Raw genomic sequence first — 22,898 nt, 5'->3', positions numbered from 1 at the left:
CCCTCCCTTGATTATTTAGCGGATTTCCCCAAGGCCTTGGCCACCAGTTGTTCGTACAGTTCGGCGTAGGGTTCGACCGCCTGGCACCAGTTGAAGGGTTGGGTCATGGCGCGGCAGCGCATGGCGTTGAGCAGCCCGGTATTGGCGAACACCTTGAACGCTCGGCTCAGGGCTTCTTCGTAGCTCTCTACCGTGGATTCATTGAACAGGAACCCGGTGACGCCGTTCTCGATGGTGTCGGCCAGCCCGCCGGTATTGCGGGCCACCGGCAGTGAGCCGAAGCGCTGGGCATACATCTGGCTCAGGCCGCAGGGCTCGTAGCGCGAAGGCATCAGCAGGAAGTCGCTGCCGGCGAACATGCGGCGGGCGTCGGTTTCGTTGAAGCCGATGCGCACGCCCACCTGGCCAGGGAAGCGCAGGGCCAGTTCACGCATGGCTTGTTCTTCTTCCGGTTCGCCACGGCCGATAATCGCGATCTGGCCGCCCTGTTCGACGATAAAGCTGGCAACGGCTTCGGTGAGGTCCAGGCCTTTCTGGTACACCAGGCGCGAGACCACGGCGAACAGCGGGCCGGTAGAGTCATCCAGTTCGAACAGTTCGCGCACGTGGGCGGCGTTGACGGCCTTGCCTTCCCAATCCCCAATATTGAAATTGTGGGTCAGGTGCGTGTCGGTGGAGGTTTCCCAGCTTTCATCGATGCCGTTGGGGATACCACTGAGCAAACCTTGTTGGGTCTTGCTGGCGAGGAAACCATCGAGGCCGCAACCGAATTCCGGGGTGGTGATTTCCTGGGCGTAGGTGGCGCTCACCGTGGTGATGTGGCTGGAGTACGCCATGCCGGCCTTGAGGAACGACATCTTGCCGTAGAACTCCATGCCTTCTTGTTGCAGGGCATGGGGCGGAATGCCCAGCTCCGGCGTCGAGGCCAGGCTGACCACGCCCTGGTAGGCCAGGTTATGGATGGTGAACAGGGTCGGGGTGCGTGACCCACGCCAGTGCATATACGCCGGGGCGAGGCCTGCGGGCCAGTCGTGGGCGTGCACCAGGTCGGGGCACCAGTGAATCTGCGCCAGGTTGGCGGCCATGTCGGCGGCGGCCAGGCCCAGGCGGGCAAAGCGAATGTGGTTGTCCGGCCAGTCGCGGCCGTTGTTGGCGCCGTAGGGGGTGCCTTCGCGCTCATAGAGTTCGGGGCAGATCAGCACATAGATGACCAGGCCGTCCTTGAGGTCCATGCGCCCGATCTTGCAGGGCGGCAGGGCTGCGTGGCCGCCCAGTTCGCCGACAATGTGGATCGGGTTGTCGCTTTCCATCACCTGCGGGTAACCCGGGATCAGCACTCGCACATCGTGCAGATGGGCCATGGCGCGGGGCAGGGCGGCGGACACGTCGCCCAAGCCACCGGTCTTCACCAAGTCGGCAAACTCGGAGGTTACAAACAGGACTTTCTTGCGATTAGGGTTCTGACTCACGATCGGCCGCACAGTGGTGGGCAGGTCGACCAGCGAAGGTCCCCCTACCGGCTGACTGACACGCTCTCCCTGAATATCTACAGCGGCACTGATCATAGTTCTCTCCCACATGTCTGTCGGCTAATGGCCCGCTGCCATTAGCTCCGATGACCGCATCCTGCGGTCAGGCGCACAAGCACTGTACAAACTGGCAAGGCGTATGCCAGTTGCACACTCAGCTGAAAAAGATTGGATGGACGGGCATCTGCGATCAAACGCGCGTGCTCGCCTTACCTTAAAACTGGACCTACGGCAGGTTTGGAAAGTTTCGATTTTTTGCGGGGTTTTTGTTTTCGAACGGACCCATCGGTCATCAGTCTAGGACAGATCCTAGAGCGTGTAGGGTTTGTGAGAAGATTTTGTAGGACAAAAAACTTGTAACCATATGCAGCTTTGAAAACACGGTTTGAACGGCGGCTTTCTGTGGCGAGGGAGCTTGCTCCCGTTGGGCTGCGCAGCAGACCCGTATTTGAAATAAAGAAAGGGCCGCTTCGCGCCCCAACGGGAGCAAGCTCCCTCGCCACGAGGAAGCATGCGCCCCGCAATGGTGCGCTAGCCGAGCATGCGAATGGGCGCGCCGTTGGCCCAGGCCTGGATGTCTTCGATCATCTGTTGGTAGAACTGGCGGTAGTTTTGCTCGCTGACGTAGCCGACGTGGGGGGTGGCCAGCACATTGGGCAGGCGGCGGAACGGGTGATCCACCGGCAGTGGCTCCTCGGCGTACACATCCAGTGCAGCCCCAGCCAGCCCGCCACTTTCCAGTGCCTGCACCAGCGCCTGTTCATCCACGATGGGCCCGCGGGCGGTGTTCACCAGGCGGGCGGTGGGTTTCATCCAGCTCAAGGCCTGGGCATCCACCAGCCCACGGCTACGGTCGCTGAGCACCAAGTGCACGGTGAGAATGTCGGCCTGTTCGAACAGTTCTCTCTTGCTGACCCAGGTCACGCCCGATTCGGCGGCGCGCTCGGGCGTGAGGTTTTCGCTCCAGGCAATCACACGCATGCCGAACACCTGGGCAAACTGCGCGACCTTCTGGCCGATGCTGCCCAACCCCAGGATGCCCAGGGTTTTGCCGTACAGGTCGCCGCCCAGGCCAACTTGCCACTGGCCGGCACGCAGGGAGTTGGCTTCGGCCAGCAGGTTGCGGGTGGAGGCCATAATCAGCGCCCAGGTCAATTCCGGTGCGGCCTGTTTATAGCTGTCGGTGCCACACACCTGGATCCCCAGGGCCTTGGCGGCGGCGATGTCGATGGCCGCGTTGCGCATGCCACCGGTCACCAGCAGCTTCAACTTCGGCAGGCCCTGCAACAGGGCCTTGTCGAAGGTGGAGCGTTCGCGCATCACGCAAATCACCTCGAACCCCTGCAAACGGTCAATCATCGTGGCGGTATCGGCAGGGTAGTCGTGCAGGAAATGCACCTGGCCGACGGTATCAAGCACCGACCAATCCACCACGCCACTGGCCACATTCTGCCAATCATCAATGACTGCGATCTGTACCGACATTCACGAGTGCCTCGAAAAAGGTTGAATTAAAGGGCGTTCAAACCCTGCAACAGCGCTTTATGAAACTGGGCCGGTTCTTCCATCTGCGGCGCATGCCCCAGGCCTGGGAATTCCACCAGAGTGGCGTGGGGGAATCAATGTCAATCCCACTTTAAATAATTCCAACAGCCCAGTAGGAGAACGCAATGCATCCCGTACATTCAATATCCTTGCTTCTTTGATTGCAAAGCTGATGCTGTACATGCAGCCACTGCCTATCTTGATGAACACAGCACGCGCTCTGTCCACAAATTCACAGTAGTTGAAGCCTACATTAACCACAAACAGAAGTGGTTAATGGTTCACCGTAATGGAAAAGCTTTACCTTTAAAAGGAAACGTACATGCGCACTAATATTCCACAGGTGGTCGGTGGATGGATGAGCGTCATTGATAACGCAATCCACAACAGCAACGAGAATAGCCGTACAGCATGCCCAGCAAGAGTTGTGGGTGTTAATGGTCGTTTCAGTGTCACCGTTGAAATCTCCAACCCGCGTAAAGCTGATGACGGCTATAACATGGATGACGCGTACGTTATCAACGCTCCTATCGCTCACATGAGAACTAGCAACAGCATGTTCCTCTTCCGTGTTAACGTGGGTGATAACGGAATGTGTGTGGTGATGGGTAACAAAATGGATAACTTTAAAATTGCAAAAGGCACAGCGCCAATCATGATCTACGATAACCGTAAAAAAGATGTTATGGGTTCTGTGTTTGTTCCCGGCTTGGCTCCTTTCTCAGTAACCACACAGCAAGTAAATTCCATGAGCTTGAGTAATGATCTAAATGGTTTGATGGCTGTGCATAACATTGGGACAGGTCAGTAGACACAGTTTTTTCTCAAGGTCGATGGTAATGCTGTAGTTGAATCTCAGTTCGCAGTTAGGGTGATTGGCAAATATATTGATCTTGAAGCCTCCAGTAGTATAAGCTTGAAAGCCAGCACTATGAATGTCCAACAGGCTAACACAAGCTGGACAGGTAACTACACAATGACAGGCAGCGCCACGTTCAATGGCATTTTATTTGATATACACAAGCACATCGGGATTACACCGGGTAATGGTGTTTCTGAATTGCCTACAGCATAAAGCGCTTTAGTTAAAGAGCAGCCCGCCGAGGCGGGCTTTTAGTTTGTATGGAGTTTACAGTTTTGAAACAAACTTGATTAGGTGCTTTAAGGATTCTTTGTAATTTGACTTAGGGATTCCCACCGAGTCTCCATTGGGCATGGTGTAGTTGTTATGTAGAGGTAGGCGATGTAAAGGTATGCCGAGGCTTGCTGATACCTTGCCCGCCGTGTGGAAGTCTTTTACATTAGATACGAAAAGCTTTTCCCACTCTTTTATCGTTGTTGGTGGTACATCGCAAGGATAAAATATTGTTGGATCTGTGGCGTATTGCTTCCATGCATAAAGGATCAGCTCCTCTCTTACAGAGTCAAAAGCTGTTGCCACCCCCAAATTCGTTGTGAAGTTGTTGAATGGAAGTTCCCATATCTTTGGTAGTTCAAGGCCATATTGCTCGACTTGTCGGCTGAAGGTGACAACCTTGGCTGCATAGTTCTTTGTGGCCGATGATGGGTATTTTCCATACAGCAACATCAGAATCCCTTTGATACCCTCCAGAGAGCTGAAATCTGCCATCATTGGTACGATCAAGGCGTCGGAGGATACCAACGCCATCTGTGTGTACACAGAAAAGCTCGGATTACAGTCTATAAAGACCGTCATATCATCGTATTCAGAATTCTGTAGTTCGATTTCACACAGCCTGCGAATGGCTGTCACGTACTCCTTCCACGCAAAAATGTTTGCCGGATTCATTGTGGCAAAGTTCAGCGCAAGGGTTAGCGACTCTAAAAACGAGTCACCAGCTATGAGGTGAAGGTTCTTGGTGACATTTGGGTTGTGCGGGTTAACTTGCGTCAAATAGCTTGTAGGCAAGCTAGTGAAGCCAGAGTTGCCGCCTAGCATCCAGTCCATGAAGCCGACAATGTTACGACGAGTGGCGGTTGATTGAAGACGTTGATTGGCCTTGTACCCGACATGTCCACCCCCCAAGAGGAACTGAGAAATGTTTGCTTGAGGGCACAGGTCAATCACCAAAACAAGCTTTTGAGGATTGTTTTCTGCGTAGAGGCAAGCTGCGTTTTGGCAGAGTGTGGTTTTGCCAACCCCACCCTTGTTGTTATAGAAAGCGTATATTTTAGTGGTCACTGGTCGGTTCTTCCTTGTCTTGTGTGCACGCATAATGACTCCGCAGTGATGGCATTTCAACAGCAGCGCTATGGCGAGACGTTCGCGGATGGCTTGAAATGGGTGATTTGATGCTCCGCGCCCTATATTCTGTTCGGACTGATTAAGGGAGGGGTGGGAGCAGTGATAAATTTATTGAAGCAGCTAGCAGGGATTGCTTTTCAGGCTACGGTTGACGAATGGCTCAAGCCCTCGACTAAGGAAGCGCCTAATGAAGCGCGTGATGCGCCCCGTGAAGTCAATCAGGTCTCTAAAAAAGAGAAGCGCCCTAGCCAGCCACGATACGTACTCCAAACTGCATCAAAGGTGCACCATAATGACGTTCTCTACGTAAAAGGAGAGTGGCGGTGGATTACGAAAGTTGTCTACACAGGAGGGGCGAGGGTGTACATGGAGACTCAGTGTGGACACAAATTCTCCCGTGCGTGGGATGATATGGTGCGCGTTCGCTGCTGAGGTGTTTCATTTTTTACACGTTCCTATTAAGGCTTTCGACCACAGTCACACCTATGCAGTGGTTTTTGTTTGTCTGATGATTTTGCTGGTGAGCCAATCCTAATCGAACTCTACGATACAGCTATCACTAACGCTCTTAGCTGGGTTTGGGTATTTTCTCGGTTAACTCATTGTTATCAAGGCAATGCGCCATCGCTCGTCTGGTACACTGGTCTCTTTTGCCTGATGGGGTTGCTATGGCGTCGCGGGGATGGGTGATAACAGGCATTTTAGGGGTGGGCGGGTTGATTCTGACCCCTATGGCGGATTCGTTAGTGAAGGAAGGTAAACTTCCAGATTGGCTCACTCCCAAGGTAGAAGGCTTTTTTAGCTTTTTTACGACTACCACCCCATGGGCTCTCTGGGAGTTGATGGCAATAGTCTTGTTTATAGCGGGGGTCGCAATTTTCGTAGCACACCGCGATAGTCGTAGCCTTGCACTCAAAGATGGTCACGTTGATAGATTGAGTGTGGAGTTAGATGAGTGCTCTAAGCGTTGTGCGGCACTAGAAGCGGCCAATACTCATCTTGAGGCTTCCGAAGCCCGTTTAAAGGAATCTAACGCTGCTCTCACAAAACAGATTGCTGAGTTGCCACCGGCTCTAGAAGAGGCAAAGCTTACCGATGTTGTTTTTGATATGTTGGAGGCTTTCACTGTATTCGCCAATCAAGGTGCCCGAGCGACACTGGTTGCTGTTAGCGCTGTAACGTCGCTTATACCTCTTGAAGTTCACGCTGCCGTTGACGTATTAATTGAGCGGAGGTTTTTGATTAGGTGTGGAGGTTTAAAGGGGGAGTACTATGAGCTTACGCCCGCCGGCCGTGCGTATTACATAAAGCATAGGTGATGGTCTATGAATGAGCATCCTTGGAAGCACTCCGTTGTCGATGTGTATGCCAATAACTATGGCAGCGTTGCGCAAGACTATTTGGAACTTGTTGTTCAGCCTTCCTTGCAAACCCTACAGCGTCGGCGGGATGAGTTGATTGCACGTCCTGACATAGATGACTTCATCAAATCTCTTCAAACGCTTGACCACTATGTACTGAAGCAGAGGACAGCTATGGCATTTTGTCTCGGCATCCAGTCTTTATGGGAGCAGCAGGTACGAACGTACATGTCTGGGTGTGTACCGCATTTGTTCATTCCCGATTCACCAGATGATCAGGCACCCGATGTGATTGGAAAGGCGATAGAGAAAGCAGAGAAAGCGCTCTGGGGAGCGGAGTTCAATGAGCTTTTCTTGAAGGTACGAGGTTTAGAGCTTCCACAATTTCAGTCCTACCCCCAACTCGATCTGCTTATGCTTTTAGGCAACGTGTGTCGTCATGGTGAAGGTAAAGCTGCTCGGGCTCTTCGGAAGAGGAATCCAGAGCTTTGGCCTGCTTCGTCTCATCTCCTTGAAGAGCATTATGGTGTGCGTCCTGTGACCGATCTGATGCTTTCATTTGAGCTGCTACGCTCGCTGGTGGAGGCGGTTGTATTGTTCTGGCAAGAGCTGGAGCGACATGGGCTGAAGAGTTTCATGCACGATCAGTCGGATGCACAGATTGAAACACGGCTATCAAACCGCATACGTGTGTAAGCGCCGTACGCATATTTCGAGTCTTCCTGTCCTTGTTCCGAGCATTACACGGCTTTATGCCATTGCAAGTGAATAGTTTGTTAGCATCCGTCCATCAAGCGGACATCGGTGAAGAAATGCAGCACAGTAAAAAATCCATATTTAAATGGTTGGTCAGTGCGCTGATGGCGATTGTCGGTGCGGTTTTGCTGGCGCCTTTCTCGAAATGGGGAGAGGAACAGTTGAACCCGTCTATCTTGAGTCCTCTGATTGATGGGGTGTGGAGCTGGATTGTGAGCGTAGGTAGCTGGTTGGGGCAGCCGATACCTACCGCGTTGTGGGTGCAAATCAGCATCTTCATTTGGGCAGTCGTGATGAGTACTCTGTTCGTACGCGCGTTAAAGGCCGCCGCTCAAACCGAAATAACCAACAAGGCGATCTTTGACTCTGCCGATCGGCAAATGCACGAAGCCTGTACGACGATTGATCACCAGAGCAATGAGTTGGAGAAAACCAAGGGCGAGTTGGTTGCAGCATGCTCGAACCTCTCATCTGTAAAGACAGATTTGAAGGCCGCTCAAGCGACAATTGCTGATCTAAGGACGCCCAAGGAGAAGCCGCTCAATGAACATCAGCGTAGAGCCCTCGCTGCAATCGCATTCGCTAACAACTCGGGTGAGGTAATCACTGCGGGTATGCTGTGCAAACGGCTTCAACTTAATGCGGTTCAGGCTGATAATGCGGTAGATGTGTTGTCAAGTCGGGGGCTTGTCGAGGAGTATTCCAGTTATGGTATGACAATGCTTTCGCTGTCTGCAAAGGGCCGTGCATATGTGCTGGAACCCGATTTCGACTCGTCTTTCCTTTAGTTGCTAGGGCGGTTACGGCCTGACGGAGAATGCTAAAAATGCACAAGAATTATGCAAAGAAGGGCGCAAGATTTAAGACTATTTTGGGGTGGGTATTCGGCACCTGTGCTGCAGTGTCTATCACAAAGTTTGTGGAAAACTACTAGACGTTTCTATTTTCAGTCCTGCGATAACTGGGGTGTGGAGCTGGATAGTCAGTATCGGCAGTTGGTTCGCAAGTGATGTGTCTTTCCCAATCTGGGTGGTCTTTCTTTTGGGCCTGCTGATGACGTTATTGGCGGTGCCGGTGTTGACGCGCGGATACGCTCGGTAGTTCAAGAAAGAAGCGGAGCCTAAAGCAACCCTGTCCGAAAACGACTTTATGGCACTCGCGGTAGTGGGGGACGGAACTGAAGGCTCACACCAATTTGGAATTGACGAGGTGATGAAGCACGCCAATCTTTCCAAAATCTTAGCCCAAATTGCCATCGACAGACTTTTTAAAAATGGGCTGATTCAGGAGAGTCGTGATCACTTGGGTGTTGTCTGTATAGATTTGACTCAGGATGGGCGAGAGATGTATGTGAAAATGGCGACTCTCGTAAAAAACCACCAAAGCGGGTTGTCAAATACAAAATAGTTGCTATCAGGGTCTTCTGGGCATGCGGGGTTGCGGTGTGCTAAGCGTCCCTGATAAAGCTACGATTTAGGCTTAATCACATGGAGAGCGAATGATGGCTAATGTAGAGGAAGGTCTTATCAAGCAGTATGTTGATGAGATTCGAGTGTTGAGTGTTAAGGCTTACGACGGTCAGGACGTTAAGATCAGGGTGCAGGATTCCGTAGGTCGGGCCGTCGAGCACTTCAAGATCATCGTAGGTAGCGATCCAAAGGCGAATGTAGCGGCATACCGTGGACGGTTGAAGCTAAGCGCCGATATCACTCATGAATCGCAGCCCGCAGTGAGGGAAACCCTCTTGTACGCTGTTTCGGTTTGCCCTGAGAGCGTATGACGTCTGAGCCACATTGATGTGACTGATACAGTTGCCTGAGCCCTCCAAGTGCGGGCTCTTTCATCCCAAAGAAGTAGACGTATACATTGCAAATTGTTGTGTGAAGATCATGTCGTAAATCAAGGCCGAGTTCCATGCGACCAGCGTATGCCCCGGGCCTTTATTCAGGCCGGCGAGCATGTCCACCCAGCGGTCATATTCGGGCTTCCAGCGGCCTACGTAGTAGGTGTTGAGTTCGTACTGGCGGATGCCCTCGGCGCTCAGCTTGAGCTCGCGCTCGTACCACTGGTCGACGCTGCGGTAAGGCACGCCAAGGGCTTTCCAATCTTCCAGGCCGATGGGGTTCACCAACGCCAGATGTTCGGTCTGGGCTGGGTAGAGCAGGGCATAGCGGGTGGCGAGCATGCCGCCGGTGGAGTGGCCGACGAGGGTGGCTTTCTGAATGCCGAGTTTCTCCAGCAGTTGGTGGGTGTTGGTGGCCAGTTGTTGGAAGCTGTATTGATAGTGCTCGGGCTTGCTGGAGGTGCAGAAGCCGATCTGGTCCGGCGCGATCACGCGGTAGCCGGCATCGCTCAAGGCTTTGATCGAGTCTTGCCAGGTGGCGCCGCAGAAGTTCTTGCCATGCATCAGCACCACGCTGCGGCCGTTGGCTTTGCCCTTGGCGGGGACGTCCATATAACCCATTTGCAGGGTTTTACCCTGTGACTGGAACTGGAAGTGTTCAACCGGATACGGGTATTGGAAGCCTTGCAGCTCGGGGCCGTAGGTGGCGGCGAAGGCGGGGGCGGCACTGGCGGTCAGCAGGCCGGCAATGCAGAAAGCACGGATCAGAGGCATCGGCTGGGCTCCTAGAGAAGGTGCTCGGATGCTGTTGGGAGGGGATTAAGTGGGGATTAACGCCCACTGCAGGGTCAGGGCGGCGAGCACGCCGTAACGTGCGCCTTTGGCGAGGGTAACCAGCAGCAAGAAGCGCCACAGTGGCTCACGCATCACCCCGGCCACCAGGGTCAGTGGGTCCCCGATGATCGGCACCCAACTGAGCAGCAACGTCCAATGCCCCCAGCGCTCGTAATGGTGGCGCGCCTTGGCCAATTGCTTGTCGCTCACCGGAAACCAGCGTCGGCCCTTGAAGTGTTCCACCCAGCGCCCGAGCCACCAGTTCACCAGCGACCCCAGCACGTTGCCCAGGGTGGCAACCCCCAGCAACAGCCACAGGCTGTAATGCCCGCTGAGCAGCAGGCCCACCAGCACGGCTTCCGATTGCAGGGGCAATAATGTCGCGGCGCCAAACGCCGCGAAAAATAACCCCAGGTAACCCGCGATCATTGCGCCGGGTAGTCAGCCACCACCACGTCGTTGCCCTCGCGGGTCAGGCCGATGATCTGGTAAGCCTCGCGACGGCCTTCCACTTCCATGCCCGGCGAGCCCATGGGCATGCCCGGTGCGGCGATGCCCAGCAGATCATGGCGCTTGCGCAGGGCCAGCACTTGTTCGGCCGGCACGTGGCCTTCGACGAACTTGCCGTCGATCACGGCGGTGTGGCACGAGCCCAGGCGCGGGGCCACGCCCAGGCGTTGCTTGACGGCGCTCATGTCGGCTTCGACGTGGTCGTTGACCTTGAAGCCGTTGTTTTCCAGGTGGCTGATCCACTTTTTGCAGCAGCCGCAGTTGGCGTCGCGGTGGACGTCGATGGGAATGAGGTCGGCGGCTTGGGCCAGGGAGGGGATCAGCAGGGAGGAAAGCAGGACCAGGCGCAATGGGGTTTTCATGGTGGGGCTCGTAGGTCAGGTAAACGTCGTCATGAGGGAGGCGATCATGACGACGTCATCGCAGGCAAGCCAGCTCCCACACGATGCCGCGTGGGGCGGTAATGTTTCTAAATTATACGGAGGGGCCGTTTTCCAGGCGGTGCTTGAGCTGGTCGAGGGCAATGCCCGACAGCTCGATCATGCGCTCATGCAGGGTGGCCAGTTGCAGCTCGGTCTCGTAGGTCAACACACGCTTGAACAGGGTGCCTCCGCGATGGGGCTGCAGGAAATAATGGATGGAACCGTCCACGGCCAGGGAGGTGAACACGGTCTTGAATTCGCCGGGGCGCCGGGCGATCTGCACGCGGTAGCTCATAGGGACGCGTACGCCCAACAGGTCGATGATTTCGGTAAACCGCGTGCCCGCAGGCAGCGAGCCGGTGGTGCCGGTGTCGGCACTCAGGGACGTGGGGTGCCACTCGTGCCAGCGATCAGGCTGGGTCACATAGTCATAAACGGCATCGATGGGGGCCTGGATAAAGCGTTCCTGACTGATCCGCTCCAAGCGGACCGATTGCTCGGCAGCGCGCATGGCACACCTCCTGTGTGACGACTAGGAAATGTCAGAATAGTCCTACTCCCGCGCTTTGCACGGGAGCCTCCAGGCAATTGATCAACGGACTTTGAAGCGGCTCATCAATGCAATCACCCGGCCATTGGCGTCCAGCAGGCTCTGGGTGTTGCTTTCGGTGGCATGGCCGCTGTGCACCAACTCTTCGACCATTTGTCGGATCTGCACCATGCTGCGGTTGATCTCCTCGGTTACCGCGCTCTGCTGCTCGGCCGCCGTGGCGATCTGGGTGCTGAGGTTGTTGATGTGGCTGACCGAGCCGGCCATCTCATCCAGGCCGGTGTTCACCCGCGCCGTCGCATCCGCCGCCGACTGGCAACTGGCCTGGGTGTTTTCCATGGCGGCCACCGACGAACTTACGCCGGTGGTCAAGCGCGCCAGCATTTCGTTGATCTGCGACGTGCTGGCCTGGGTGCGTGCCGCCAGGGCGCGTACTTCATCCGCCACCACCGCAAACCCACGGCCTTGCTCGCCGGCACGTGCCGCCTCGATGGCGGCGTTGAGCGCCAACAGGTTGGTCTGGCCGGCAATGGCGCCGATCACGCCGAGGGTTTCGGTGATGCGCGCAGCGTCCTGGCGCATGTTTTCCACGGTGTGGGTGGCGCTGGAGACTTCGCCGATCAAGGCGCTGACGCTGGTGGAGGCTTCACCCACTACCACGCGGGAACGGTCGGCGTGCTCGTTGGCGCGCTGGGTGAAGGCCGCGGTTTCGGCGGCATTTTGCGCCACGGTCTCGGCGGTGGAACTCATTTCGGTGATGGCGGTGACGGTCTGGTCGGTTTCCGAGGCGTGGCGCACCAGGATCCGGTTGGTCTGCGCCGAGGCCTGTTGCAACTGCTCCAGGCCCGACGACATGGCCCCCGTGGCCTGGGTCACTTCGCCGATCATGTTTTGCAGGTAGACAATAAAGCGGTTGACCGAATGGCCAATGGCGCCCAATTCGTCTTCAGCGCGAATGGTGATACGCCGCGTCAGGTCCGCATCACCGGCCGACAGCGCGTCGATGTTAGTCTTCAGCGACTTCATGCGCTGCACCAGTTGGCGGATGGCATAGGCCGCGAGCAGTACCAGCAGCAACACCATGGGGATTTGCAGCAGGGCCAGCGTGCCGAGTACATCGTCACGCTGGGCGGTGATCAACGAGGTGGGCAGGGCAGTAGCGAGGAACCACGGCGTGCCTTCGATCGGGCGCAGGTAGAAGGTGCTGGCCACGCCACCGTTGTCGAATTCACTGCGTTGCAGCCCCTGGTCGCGATGGGCCAGGGCTTTGCTGACCTGGGCGGCAAACGCCGAGCTGCCGGCCAGCTCGCTGATGTTTTTCAACACCACCGGGCTGTTGATGCGCGAGCTGTTGCTGATGATCTTGCCGTCGCCCTCGACGATCAGCATCTGGCCGCCGATGTCTTTTTCCTTGCTGGCCACCAGCTCGTTGAAAAAGCCCAGGGTCACGTCGATGGTGGCAACGCCGTAGGCCGCGCCATCGCGCTGGATCGCCATGGCGCAGTTGGTGCGCGGCTCCTGGCTGGCGTCATCCTTGTAGGCCGCCGCCCAGGCACACTGGCCACGTGGCGAGGCGAGGCCGCCTTTGTACCAGCTCTGGTCGTAGTAGTTGGGCGCGGCGTCGCTGTTCCAGAAGGTGTTCACCGTCAGCTTGCCCGAGGCATCGCGGTGCCAGAAGGTGCTGTGCTTGTTGCGCCCCGGGGTGCGCTGGTTCGGCAATGGCCAGATGCCGCCGCCGAAGACTTTCAGCTCGCCATACTGGTCCACCAGGCCCGGCAGGACCTTGTCGATGGCATCGCTGTCGAGCAGGGGAATGGTCTGGGTGATGCTGCGTTGCTGGGCTTGAACCTTGTTCAATTCGCCCTTGATCTGTTCGGCCACCTCGGCGATGCGGTTGAGCACCACCTGTTCTTCGGTGTGGCGCAGCGTGGGCGCGACCAACTGGCCGATACCCACGACGGTCAACACGAATAACACCAGGACGAACAGCACCAGAAACAGGGTATAGCGGGCTTGGATGGAGCGCAGTGGGGGCATGGGGTCGTCCTTACGAAGCGTTTATTATTCACGCGGCTTTCTTGGAGCTTCGTAGGGCTATCGGCTTGGGTGTCAGGAGCTTTAGGTACGTTCGTACAAGAAAGTCGAGGCGCCGTTTGCCGGCGCCTCATTCTGATGAGGGGGTCGCTCTTTGAGCGCAGCAGCGCTGACTTTTGGCGTTACAGGCCTCGACCCTGCGGGCTAGGGACAAGCTGGTGGAATTTTCGTAGTGGCTTGCCCATTTCTTCATTCAGAGCGTTTTCTGTGAAGTGCTTCGGGTTGACCGTCGTGGGCGGGGTAGAGGGGTCATCATCGAGATCAAAAGGTGTGGCGCTATTGGGTACACCAATAGCCTGGTACTCTAAGTTATTGGTCAAGTTTTTGCTGTCTGAGTCGTCCTTGGTGGACGGATCGTCGACTTTGCTGCGCCCTCTCAGGAAGGTGCCCTTTGCGCCATTCCAGGCGTGGGCTATTTCATGGTAGAGCGCTGTCACGGGAATAATCGTATTTCCGTTATGTTCCTCGATGATCGACCGCTCGTCGAAGTTAATGACGCCGCGGTCAGCGCGAGAACCGGCTACGCCATCGGTGATTCGCCCAAGGGCCGACAAATCAACCTTTCCTTTACCCTCGGCTCTCAGAGCATCCAAGGCCTTACTGCCAAAGTCGTAACCGGAGGCACCAAACCCGATGGGATTGATGCTGACACTGGCGCCATTGGTGTCAGCGAGCTCATCCATCTCGGCGAGGACCTTCTGACCATTAGGCGAACTACGGAAGAACTCCAGATCATCGGCCACGCGTTGCTTGAAGTTTTCATCACCGGTTACCGTAAAACCCCGCTCGCCCGCGTTGCTGGTTGCAACGGGGGTAAAGGACGAACCCCTGTTGCGGTCAAATTCATCGTTGATCTTCGCGTAAATGCGGTCGTGGGCGTGGTTGTTTCGTATCTTGTCCCGGCCTTTACCGGTATAAAACGTCGTGCTGTCATGCCCGACAAGTTCATCATCACCGTTGCCACCGTGCAGGACACTATGCCCGTTGCCTGCGAAGAGTTGGTCGTTGCCGTTGCCCCCGTCCAGGTAATTTTGCTTTTGTTTTCCCCCCGCGCCCGCGTAGAGACGGTCGTTGCCATTGTTGCCATACATGACGCTGTTACCGGTGCCGCCGATGAGGGTGTCATCACCTTCATTGCCTTCGGCATAGCCCAAGCCGCTGCCCAGGCGCAGCGTATCGTTGCCAGCTTGACCGTACAGTCGCGTTCTTCCGCCTCCCGCTTGAATATCATCGTCGCCGTCATCCCCGTACACATCGACACGAAGCATTACATCCTGGTCGATCGTAATTTTGTCGTTGCCGCCCATGGAGTCGATCGCCAGCCCCGGTTGCGGGCCTTTTTTTTGCTCGAAATCAACGTTGAATACATCGCCGTTTACGGTGATCCGAACCTGGTTTCCAGGCCCTTTACTGACATGAATGACGTCATCGTCATTACCGGTTTTTACAATGATTCGGTTGTTCAAGATCTGCGGCTTATCGCCAGGAAGCCAGGCGACTTCGTGGTTAATCTCGACGTCGCCTTTGGTATGCAGCACATGGTTCTTATAATTCACGACGCCAGGCTCCAGGTCTTTTGGCGTGTCGTAAGGTGATGTCGGGGGAAGGCCCGAGGTGTGTCGATGTTGTGATGCCGCCAAATATGCAAGGGCCGCGAGTATCATCATTAAACCTTTCTGTCGAACTTAGGAAAAGGTCTGACGGCGCTGTCGAATTTTGCGCGTCAGGCTCGCGAATTCTGTGGGCGTAACGCGCAGAACGTTCCCGCATACCGTAAGACACTTAACGCTAAATATTTCGACGGGGTCTGCTGCACTGGGAGGATGGACAATCAAGCGTGTTTTGATCGGGGCGAGTCAAAGGGGGCATTGCCCTGTAACATAAGCACCGGCCTCTGTGCTTCGTGTGTGGCGATACACAAGGGCCCAATACTTCAGCTTCAGGACCCTGTCATGACTCAAAAGCAACGTTTGAAATATTCGATTCTGATTGCCCTGTCGGTACTGGCGATCATGTTTGGCCTGTCCTACCTGCAGAACACCGGCGTGATCAGCGAGAAAACCTTCCAGTACATCGCCATTGCCGTGGCCGTGATCGTAGTGGTGATCAACGGCATCATGCGCCGCAAGGTCAAGCCGCACTTCTGATTCAGGCGCGACCTTCGAGCACCTTGGCAGCCTCTTCATGGAGGCTGTAGCTCTTATCGGCATTGAGGGTGATCACGCCCTCGCTGCACAGGCGCTTGAGCACTTCACGCACGCTGAGAAACGACAGCGGAATGCCCAGCTCCAGCAAATGGCTGTGCACGCCGCGCACCCCCAGGGTGCGCTGGTTGTCGGCAGCGGTGAGCAGGGCGTCGATGACCTTCAGCCGAATCAGGCTGGTGCGCAAACCGAAACACTTGAGCAAATGGCGAATCCGCTGGTTGCCTTGCTGTTCGGGCGCTTTGCCGAACGCGTGTGTGCCGTTGCCAAAACTGGCGTCGGCGCTCGGTGAATGTCCGTCCGTGGGCAGTTGCGAGTTGTACATGCAAAAAACTCCTTATCAGAGCCTGATCAGGAAAATGATGGCGCTCTTATTAGGTAAGACGTATGAGCGACAGAAATCATGAAGTCCCGGATGTAGAAATTTTGTCGGTATCCGGTTTGTCACTTTGTGGTTGCCCTGAATAAACGTGCCCGTCCGCTAAATTATTCCCGGTGCATTGCGTCCTTACGGTGGGGTAGTTACCCCTCGTGAGGGTGTTCAATTTAACGGTGGAGTCGGCGTGATTATTTCCAATGGGTTGTCCAGGGTGTGCATGGCAGGGGTGTTGCTGGGGGTGAGCTTCGCTGCATCGGCGCTTGAGCCGGTGGCACAGGCATCGGCGGATATCCGTCGCACCACATTCGGTGTGCCGCACATTCGTGCCAATGACGAGCGCGGCCTGGGCTACGGCATCGGCTATGCGTATGCCCAGGACAACCTGTGCCTGCTGGCCAATGAAGTGGTCACGGTGAACGGCGAGCGCGCCCGTTACTTCGGCCCCGATCAGACAACCCTGGAGGAGCGCAACAACCTCGCCAGCGACGTGTTCTTTACCTGGCTCAATACCCCGCAGGCGGTGGCCACGTTCTGGAACGCGCAAACCCCGCAGATGCAACAGCGCATGCAAGGCTACGTCGCGGGTTACAACCGATACCTGAAAGAGCAGGGCGCGCCGGTGCAGTGCCAGGCGGCGTGGGTACGGCCACTGGCGGTTGAAGACTTGGTGAAGCTGACCCGTCGGCTGCTGGTGGAAGGCGGTGTCGGGCAATTCGCCGAGGCCCTGGTGGGCGCGACGCCACCCCAGGCGACTGCCGGCGTGCCGGTCGACAGCAAAGCCTTTGCACTGGCCGCTGCCAACCAGCAGCGTTTTACCCTCGACCGTGGCAGCAACGCAGTGGCGGTGGGCCGGGACCGTTCCTTCAATGGCCGTGGCATGCTGCTGGCCAACCCGCATTTCCCTTGGGTGGGCGGCATGCGTTTTTATGAAATGCACCTGACCATCCCGGGCCAGCTGGATGTGATGGGCGCTGCATTGCCAGGCTTGCCGGTGATCAATATCGGCTTCAATCAGCACGTGGCATGGACCCACACGGTCGACACCTCCAAGCATTTCACCCTGTACCGCTTGACCCTCGATCCCAAGGATTCCACCCGCTATATGCTGGATGGCAAATCCATCCCGCTGGATAAAACCCCGGTCACTGTGCAGGTCAAACAGCCCGACGGCAGCCTCAAGGCGCAAGCCCATACGGTCTACAGTTCGCAGTTCGGCCCGGTGGTGCAATGGCCGGGCAAGCTGGATTGGGACAGCCACTACGCGTTCAGCCTGCGCGATGCCAACCTCGGCAATGATCGCGTGCTGCAGCAGTGGTACGCGATGAACCGCGCTACCAGCCTCAAGGAATTGCAAACCTCGGTGCACACCCTGCAAGGCATTCCTTGGGTCAACACCCTGGCGGCGGATGATCAGGGCCAGAGCCTGTACATGAACCTGTCGGTGGTACCCAACGTCAGCGCCGCCAAGTTGGCGCAGTGCAGTGATCCGCGTGCCGGCTTGCAGTTGATCCTGCTCGACGGCGCCCACAGCGCCTGCGCTTGGGACGTGAACCCACGTGCGGCCCAGCCCGGTATCTTCCCGGCTGATCAACTGCCGCAACTGGAGCGCACCGACTACGTGCAGCACTCCAACGACTCGGCATGGCTGGCCAACCCCAAGGCACCGCTCACCGGGTTTTCGCCGGTGATCAGCCAGGACCACATCGGCCTCGGCCCGCGTGCACGCTTCGCTGTGCAACGCCTGCAATCCCTGGAATCGCAGCCCATTACCGTGGCCGCGCTGCAGCACATGGTGATGGACAACGAGGTGTACCTCGCCAGCCAGGTCATGCCTGACCTGCTCGCGTTCTGCGCCAAACACTTGGGCAGCGACGCTGTGGCCCTGCAACCGCTGTGCACCAGCCTCAAGGACTGGGACCAGCGCGCCAACCTCGACAGCGGCCTGGGCCTGGTGCACTTCATCAACCTGGTGCAGCATCTGCAGCAAATCCCCGATGCCTGGCGCGTAGCCTTCGACCCGGCCCAACCGCTGACCACGCCACGCGGTCTTGCCATCGACCGCCCAGTTGTGGCCAACGCCTTGCGTGAAGCCATGCTGGCCTCGACCGCCGAGGTGGCCAAAAACGGCCTCACTGCCAACAGCCGTTGGGGCGATGTGCAGGTCAGCGGCCAAACGCCGATCCATGGCGGCCCGCAAGAGCTTGGCATCTACAACGCCATGCAAAGCGTGCCCCGCGCCGACGGCAAACATGAAGTCGTGAGCGGTAGCAGCTACCTGCAAATCGTCACCTTCGACGACAAGGGCCCGAACGCCCTCGGCGTACTGGCGTTCTCACTGTCCAGCGATCCCGCATCGAAATACGCGAAGGATCAAACCCAGGCCTTTTCCGAGAAAAAGCTGCGCCCACTGCCGTTTACCGACGCCCAGATCAAGGCTGATCCGCAGTACCAGGAGCAGGTCATCAAGGAGTAGGGCGGCCGCGCAACCCCTTGATGTCCCTACGAAATATTTTTGAAATCAAGGGGTTGCACGCTTTGGCAAATACGTACATAATGGCGCCCATCGAACGCAACGAAGCATTAAAAACTTCAATGTATTCAATGAGTTAGAGTAGAGGCAGGCTGTTACAGCCCACTCAAGTTTTTATGCGGTGAGTGCCAGCAACCAGGGCATTGATCGTTTGAGGCCGAGTAGCAAAATGGTTATGCAGCGGATTGCAAATCCGCCTACGCCGGTTCGATTCCGACCTCGGCCTCCACTCTTAGAAACCCCGTAGATTAACGTCTACGGGGTTTTTTATTGTCTGCGGTTTTGTCATCGCTTTTGCAATTAACGGCGAGAAGCGGGCGTTACACACGGGGTTAATGAATCTGTCCCCGTTTCACGCAAATGGGCACCACGTGAATCACTGACCTCTGAAGCAAACACCAACCACGCCTCTAGCGCTGATAACGGCCGCTTTGGGTAAAGTGGCGCGCGATTGCTGCCCTGCATGACTGATGTCAGAATGATGCGCCACGCCTTGTACACTCAACGATTAGCGCGATTCCCGGACTATCATCATGCCCAGCCTCTGTTGCTGTTCTAACACGCTAGGCCCACCGAAGAGACTTCTCCTGGTTCAGCTGCGCCGGCTGCTGTGTTTAGTGCTGCTTTGGGATCAATCTGCGTGGGCTGATCCTGGCCCTCGCCAGAATGGCGCCAAACAGGTGATTGATGTACAGCTGCGTTGGAAACATCAGTTCCAGTTCGCGGGCTACTATGCCGCAATCGCCAAGGGCTATTACCGCGAAGAAGGACTGGACGTGCGCTTGCACGAGGGTGGCCCCCATGTCACACCAGTTGAAGAAGTGCTCTCTGGGCGTGCCCAATACGGCGAAGCCAATAGTGAATTGCTCTACGCACGCCTGCATGGAAAGCCCTTGGTCGCGCTGGCGGTGATTTTTCAGCATTCGCCTTCCGTGCTCGTGGCTCGCACAGACCAAGGTATTCGCACTGTGCACGACCTGATCAGCAAGCCGTTGATGTTGATGGATGCACAGACCGATGCTGATTTTCTGGCGATGTTCCGTAGCGAGGGTATACCCCTCGAAAAACTGCAACTTCTACCCAGCAGCTTTCAAATTGGGGATCTAGCCAGCGGTAAGGTGGCGGCGTTCAACTCGTACCTGACCAACGAGCCCTTCTACCTGCAAGAGCGGGGCGTGGATTACAACATCATCTCGCCTGTCACCTATGGGATCGACTTCTACAGCGACATCCTGTTCACCAGCCAGGCAGAGATTGACGAAAATCCACAGCGGGTCGAGGCCTTCCGCCGCGCTACCTTGCGCGGCTGGCGTTACGCGATGGATAACCCCGAGCAAATCATAGACCTGCTGCTCAATCAGTATTCGGTGAAGAAAAGTCGCGCGCACTTGCAATTCGAAGCTGAGGCCATGCGCCCGCTGGTGGTATCTGACTTGATAGAGATCGGTCATATGAACCCAGGGCGTTGGCAACGAATGGCTGAAACCTTTCTCGAACTGGGAATGGTCGACAATATCGCCGGTCTGGAAAACTTCATTTACGATCCAAACCCGCCACAACTCGTCGAGCGGCTGCGCAAGACCATTGTGCTGATCAGTATCGGCGGTGTGCTTGTCCTGATGTTCGCTCTGGTTCTGTTGAATGCCCAGCGTCATCTGCGCAACGAGATCAAGTTGCGCAAACTGGCCGAAGAGGAAGTACACAAGCTGGCCTTCTATGACAGCCTGACTGGCTTACCCAATCGCAATAGTTTTATTCCCTCTGCTAGTCAGAAGCTATTGGATGCAAAGAGCCATGGAGAACATCTGGCCCTGTGCTATATCGACTTAAATCACTTCAAGCAGATCAATGATCGTTTTGGCCACCAGGCAGGCGATGCCATCCTGATCCATGTAGCCACGGCCATCAAATCCAATATTCGCGAGTTCGAAATAGCCGCGCGCATGGGCGGTGACGAATTCGTAGTGCTGCTCGACGGCGCGCATCACAGAGGCGATATCCAGCGCACCACCCATGAAATCTGCGATGCCATCAACCTGCCCATCCCATGGAAAAACAGCCAGCTCAAGGTCAGCGCCAGCCTAGGGGTGGCGTGGTATCCGGAAGATGGCGAAGGTCTGGACGATCTGATTTTCAAGGCCGACACCGCCATGTTCAAAAGCAAAGCCAGTATCGCTGCGCAGGCGTAAAGCTGCTTGCGTGGTGTCCCCAAAAAAAGAATTGGTAGTTAGGAAGCAGCGTTTCACTGCGGTTTGTGTGAGCGTCGTCCTTCGCATGACGCCTCTGGTCAGTGCCGTGACTGACCCGGATTGTAGAAGCTGAATGATCCATAGCCGCCTACGGTCATCCTCCGACCTCTTCAGGCCGACAGCACCTTCAATAAACCGCCGGTACAGAGAATTCTTATGACTCGCTTAACGTTGTAGGCGAGGACGTTCAAGCTCATCTGCGCACTTACCCGCGTTGGCGCTTGCGGACTTCGGAGTCAGAGAAGTTAAGGTTTTTATTCAGCCGCCGTCGGATTCGCACACTGTGACGAAGTTAATAGGTAAGAGAATAAGGAAAAGCGCACCTTAGTATTAGCTATTATGATACCGAGAATGCACATGCTGAAATCCTGATGATGAACTCATAGACTCATTTCGTACCCGGACCTCGCGCCGGATCCAACAACTATAAAAAGTAAGCGGAGACACGAATGAGTAAGCAAATATCGTTCGAAGACCTGCCGCTGACCCGCTTCCATATCAGGACGGTGTTCAGTGGTACCGGTGGTCAATTCAGTGATGGCTTTGTGCTGGGAATTATCGGCATCGCTGTGAGCATGGCGGCGGGTCCGCTGCAACTCACCGCGTTGTGGATGGGGCTGCTGGGTGCTGCGTCGCTCGCCGGCCTTTTCTTGGGCAGCCTGATCGCAGGCCCACTTGCCGACAAGTACGGGCGTAGGACTATTTTCGCCTGGGACATGCTGTTGTTCGCCACCATTTCCGCCTCCCAGTTTTTCGTCTCCTCACCCGAACAACTACTGGTGTTGCGTCTACTGCTGGGCCTTGTGCTGGGCTTCGATTATGTCGTCAGCAAGTCGTTAGTCACGGAATTCGCCCCGCGCAGGTACCGAGGGCGGCTGCTCAGCATACTCGCCGTGGCGTGGGCAGGCGGCTATGTCGCTGCTTATCTGGTGGGCTTCGCCGTTCGCGATATTGGCCCCGATGCTTGGCGCATCATGCTGGCATTGAGCGGCGTTCCCGCACTGCTCATCCTGCCGTTGCGCATGGGCGTGCCTGAGTCGCCGATCTGGTTGATGGCTCGTGGGCGTACCGAGGAAGCCATGGATATTGTGCGCAGTAAGTTTGGGCCCAATGTCAGCCTGCCGGAGCCTGTAAGTACACCGAAGAAGAAAGGTGGCAACTGGGCTGAGTTGTTCAGCAAACGCTGGCGCAAGAACACCGTGGTCGGGTGCGTCTTCTACACCTGCCAGGTTATTCCGTTCTTCGCCCTGGGCACCTTTTCTCCAAGAGTCTTGGAAGCACTGAACGTCGGTGACAAATTTGTCGGTGGCCTGGTTTACAACGTGCTGCTGATGCTGGGGGCAATCCTTGGCTTGTTGTGTATCGACCGGATCTCGCGTCGCGCATTTCTCGTCGGCACCTTCTACTTGAGCGCGTTGAGCCTTGCCGTGCTCGCGTATGCCGGTTTCGGCGCCTTCGGTACGATTCTGGCCTTTGGCCTTTTTGCCTGCATTCTAGCTGCCGCGGTAAACCTTGAATTCGTATATCCCCCCGAGCTTTTCCCGACCCATCTGCGTGCGTCCGGTATCGGCCTTGCGGTTGCGTCCAGTCGTTTCGGCTCTGCGTTTGCAACGTTCCTGCTACCGATTGCCGTGCAAAACCTCGGCATTCAGACGGCATTGGGTATTTGCGTCGGCGTGTTGATATTCGGTGGAGTGTTCTGCCACCTGTTTGCGCCGGAAACCAGCAAGGAAGAACTCTCTGGCGTAAATCCTGACGGACGCGGTCAAGCGACAGCCTTCGTCACGCCGGCCACAGTCCCCGAAGGGAAGTGACGGGCGAGTAAG

General features: G+C 56.2%; 18 protein-coding genes, 1 tRNA gene and 2 pseudogenes. 10 read left to right on the top strand and 11 right to left on the bottom strand.

What is annotated here, in order from left to right; all coding sequences use genetic code 11:
• Positions 1-11 precede the first annotated feature (11 nt).
• The 3 genes and pseudogenes from glgA to M2394_RS02555 form a co-directional block, all read right to left on the bottom strand.
• On the bottom strand, positions 12-1,565 hold the full coding sequence (gene glgA, locus M2394_RS02565) for a glycogen synthase GlgA (protein ID WP_178920592.1): 1,554 nt from the start codon (positions 1,563-1,565) through the stop codon (positions 12-14).
• Between the two features lie 495 nt (positions 1,566-2,060).
• Positions 2,061-3,014 carry a D-2-hydroxyacid dehydrogenase family protein gene (locus M2394_RS02560; protein WP_259171510.1) on the bottom strand — a complete coding sequence of 318 codons (954 nt, stop codon included), beginning with the start codon at positions 3,012-3,014 and terminating at the stop codon, positions 2,061-2,063.
• A 26-nt stretch (positions 3,015-3,040) separates the two neighbouring features.
• Positions 3,041-3,145: pseudogene (locus tag M2394_RS02555) on the bottom strand (alpha/beta fold hydrolase); the annotation flags it as partial.
• Positions 3,146-3,396: 251 nt separating this feature from the next.
• Here M2394_RS02555 and M2394_RS02550 point away from each other — a divergent pair.
• The gene (locus tag M2394_RS02550; RefSeq protein ID WP_259171509.1) at positions 3,397-3,885 is read left to right on the top strand and encodes a hypothetical protein; all 489 of its coding nucleotides are present in this window, start codon (positions 3,397-3,399) and stop codon (positions 3,883-3,885) included.
• 318 nt (positions 3,886-4,203) lie between these two features.
• On the opposite strand, the gene M2394_RS02545 is transcribed toward M2394_RS02550, so the two are convergent.
• Positions 4,204-5,277, bottom strand: coding sequence for a ParA family protein (locus M2394_RS02545; protein WP_259171508.1), 1,074 nt, complete (start codon positions 5,275-5,277; stop codon positions 4,204-4,206).
• 779 nt (positions 5,278-6,056) lie between these two features.
• Between M2394_RS02545 and M2394_RS02540 the strand changes: the two genes are divergently transcribed.
• From M2394_RS02540 to M2394_RS02525, 4 genes are all read left to right on the top strand, one after another.
• A complete protein-coding gene (locus M2394_RS02540) occupies positions 6,057-6,659 on the top strand; it encodes a hypothetical protein (protein WP_259171507.1) in 603 nt (200 codons plus the stop codon).
• A gap of 6 nt (positions 6,660-6,665) precedes the next feature.
• Positions 6,666-7,397, top strand: a complete 732-nt coding sequence (locus M2394_RS02535; protein ID WP_259171506.1) for a hypothetical protein — start codon at positions 6,666-6,668, stop codon at positions 7,395-7,397.
• Between the two features lie 32 nt (positions 7,398-7,429).
• Positions 7,430-8,245: a hypothetical protein gene (locus tag M2394_RS02530; protein WP_259171504.1), complete on the top strand. Its 816-nt coding sequence runs from the start codon at positions 7,430-7,432 to the stop codon at positions 8,243-8,245.
• Positions 8,246-8,955: 710 nt separating this feature from the next.
• Positions 8,956-9,237 carry a hypothetical protein gene (locus M2394_RS02525; protein WP_259171503.1) on the top strand — a complete coding sequence of 94 codons (282 nt, stop codon included), beginning with the start codon at positions 8,956-8,958 and terminating at the stop codon, positions 9,235-9,237.
• 96 nt (positions 9,238-9,333) lie between these two features.
• Here the strand turns inward: M2394_RS02525 and M2394_RS02520 are convergent.
• The 6 genes and pseudogenes from M2394_RS02520 to M2394_RS02495 all read right to left on the bottom strand — a co-directional run.
• Positions 9,334-10,074, bottom strand: a pseudogene (locus M2394_RS02520) (alpha/beta fold hydrolase); the annotation flags it as partial.
• Between the two features lie 45 nt (positions 10,075-10,119).
• Positions 10,120-10,563 (bottom strand): YqaA family protein, encoded by a 444-nt coding sequence (locus tag M2394_RS02515; RefSeq protein WP_259171502.1) that lies wholly within the window; start codon positions 10,561-10,563, stop codon positions 10,120-10,122.
• On the bottom strand, positions 10,560-11,006 hold the full coding sequence (locus M2394_RS02510; RefSeq protein WP_259171500.1) for a DUF411 domain-containing protein: 447 nt from the start codon (positions 11,004-11,006) through the stop codon (positions 10,560-10,562). The genes M2394_RS02515 and M2394_RS02510 overlap by 4 nt, the downstream gene beginning before the upstream one ends.
• Positions 11,007-11,118: 112 nt before the next feature.
• Entirely contained in the window at positions 11,119-11,577 is a 459-nt protein-coding gene (locus M2394_RS02505; protein ID WP_178920602.1) for an SRPBCC family protein, read from the bottom strand.
• A gap of 81 nt (positions 11,578-11,658) precedes the next feature.
• Positions 11,659-13,653, bottom strand: a complete 1,995-nt coding sequence (locus M2394_RS02500) for a methyl-accepting chemotaxis protein (RefSeq protein ID WP_259171499.1) — start codon at positions 13,651-13,653, stop codon at positions 11,659-11,661.
• Positions 13,654-13,832: 179 nt separating this feature from the next.
• Positions 13,833-15,266, bottom strand: a complete 1,434-nt coding sequence (locus M2394_RS02495; protein ID WP_259171498.1) for a M91 family zinc metallopeptidase — start codon at positions 15,264-15,266, stop codon at positions 13,833-13,835.
• Positions 15,267-15,662: 396 nt separating this feature from the next.
• On the opposite strand from M2394_RS02495, the gene M2394_RS02490 reads away from it, so the two are divergent.
• Positions 15,663-15,857, top strand: a complete 195-nt coding sequence (locus M2394_RS02490) for a hypothetical protein (protein WP_176995952.1) — start codon at positions 15,663-15,665, stop codon at positions 15,855-15,857.
• Between the two features lies 1 nt (position 15,858).
• On the opposite strand, the gene M2394_RS02485 is transcribed toward M2394_RS02490, so the two are convergent.
• Positions 15,859-16,239, bottom strand: coding sequence for a fe2+ zn2+ uptake regulation protein (locus M2394_RS02485; RefSeq protein ID WP_178920607.1), 381 nt, complete (start codon positions 16,237-16,239; stop codon positions 15,859-15,861).
• Positions 16,240-16,477: 238 nt separating this feature from the next.
• Here M2394_RS02485 and M2394_RS02480 point away from each other — a divergent pair, with 238 nt between their 5' ends.
• The 4 genes from M2394_RS02480 (at position 16,478) to M2394_RS02465 (ending at position 22,886) form a co-directional block, all read left to right on the top strand.
• Entirely contained in the window at positions 16,478-18,766 is a 2,289-nt protein-coding gene (locus tag M2394_RS02480) for an acylase (protein WP_259171497.1), read from the top strand.
• A 212-nt stretch (positions 18,767-18,978) separates the two neighbouring features.
• Positions 18,979-19,052, top strand: a tRNA-Cys gene (locus tag M2394_RS02475).
• Positions 19,053-19,356: 304 nt separating this feature from the next.
• Entirely contained in the window at positions 19,357-21,012 is a 1,656-nt protein-coding gene (locus tag M2394_RS02470; RefSeq protein WP_259171496.1) for a GGDEF domain-containing protein, read from the top strand.
• Between the two features lie 509 nt (positions 21,013-21,521).
• Positions 21,522-22,886, top strand: a complete 1,365-nt coding sequence (locus tag M2394_RS02465; RefSeq protein ID WP_259171495.1) for an MFS transporter — start codon at positions 21,522-21,524, stop codon at positions 22,884-22,886.
• The last annotated feature ends 12 nt before the right edge of the window (positions 22,887-22,898 follow it).

Origin of the sequence: Pseudomonas sp. BIGb0164, assembly GCF_024810135.1 — a bacterium.
In the GTDB taxonomy this organism is placed as follows: Bacteria; Pseudomonadota; Gammaproteobacteria; order Pseudomonadales; family Pseudomonadaceae; genus Aquipseudomonas.
The sequence above is the reverse complement of the archived record's forward strand: the minus strand, read 5'-3'. Positions and strand labels throughout refer to the sequence as shown.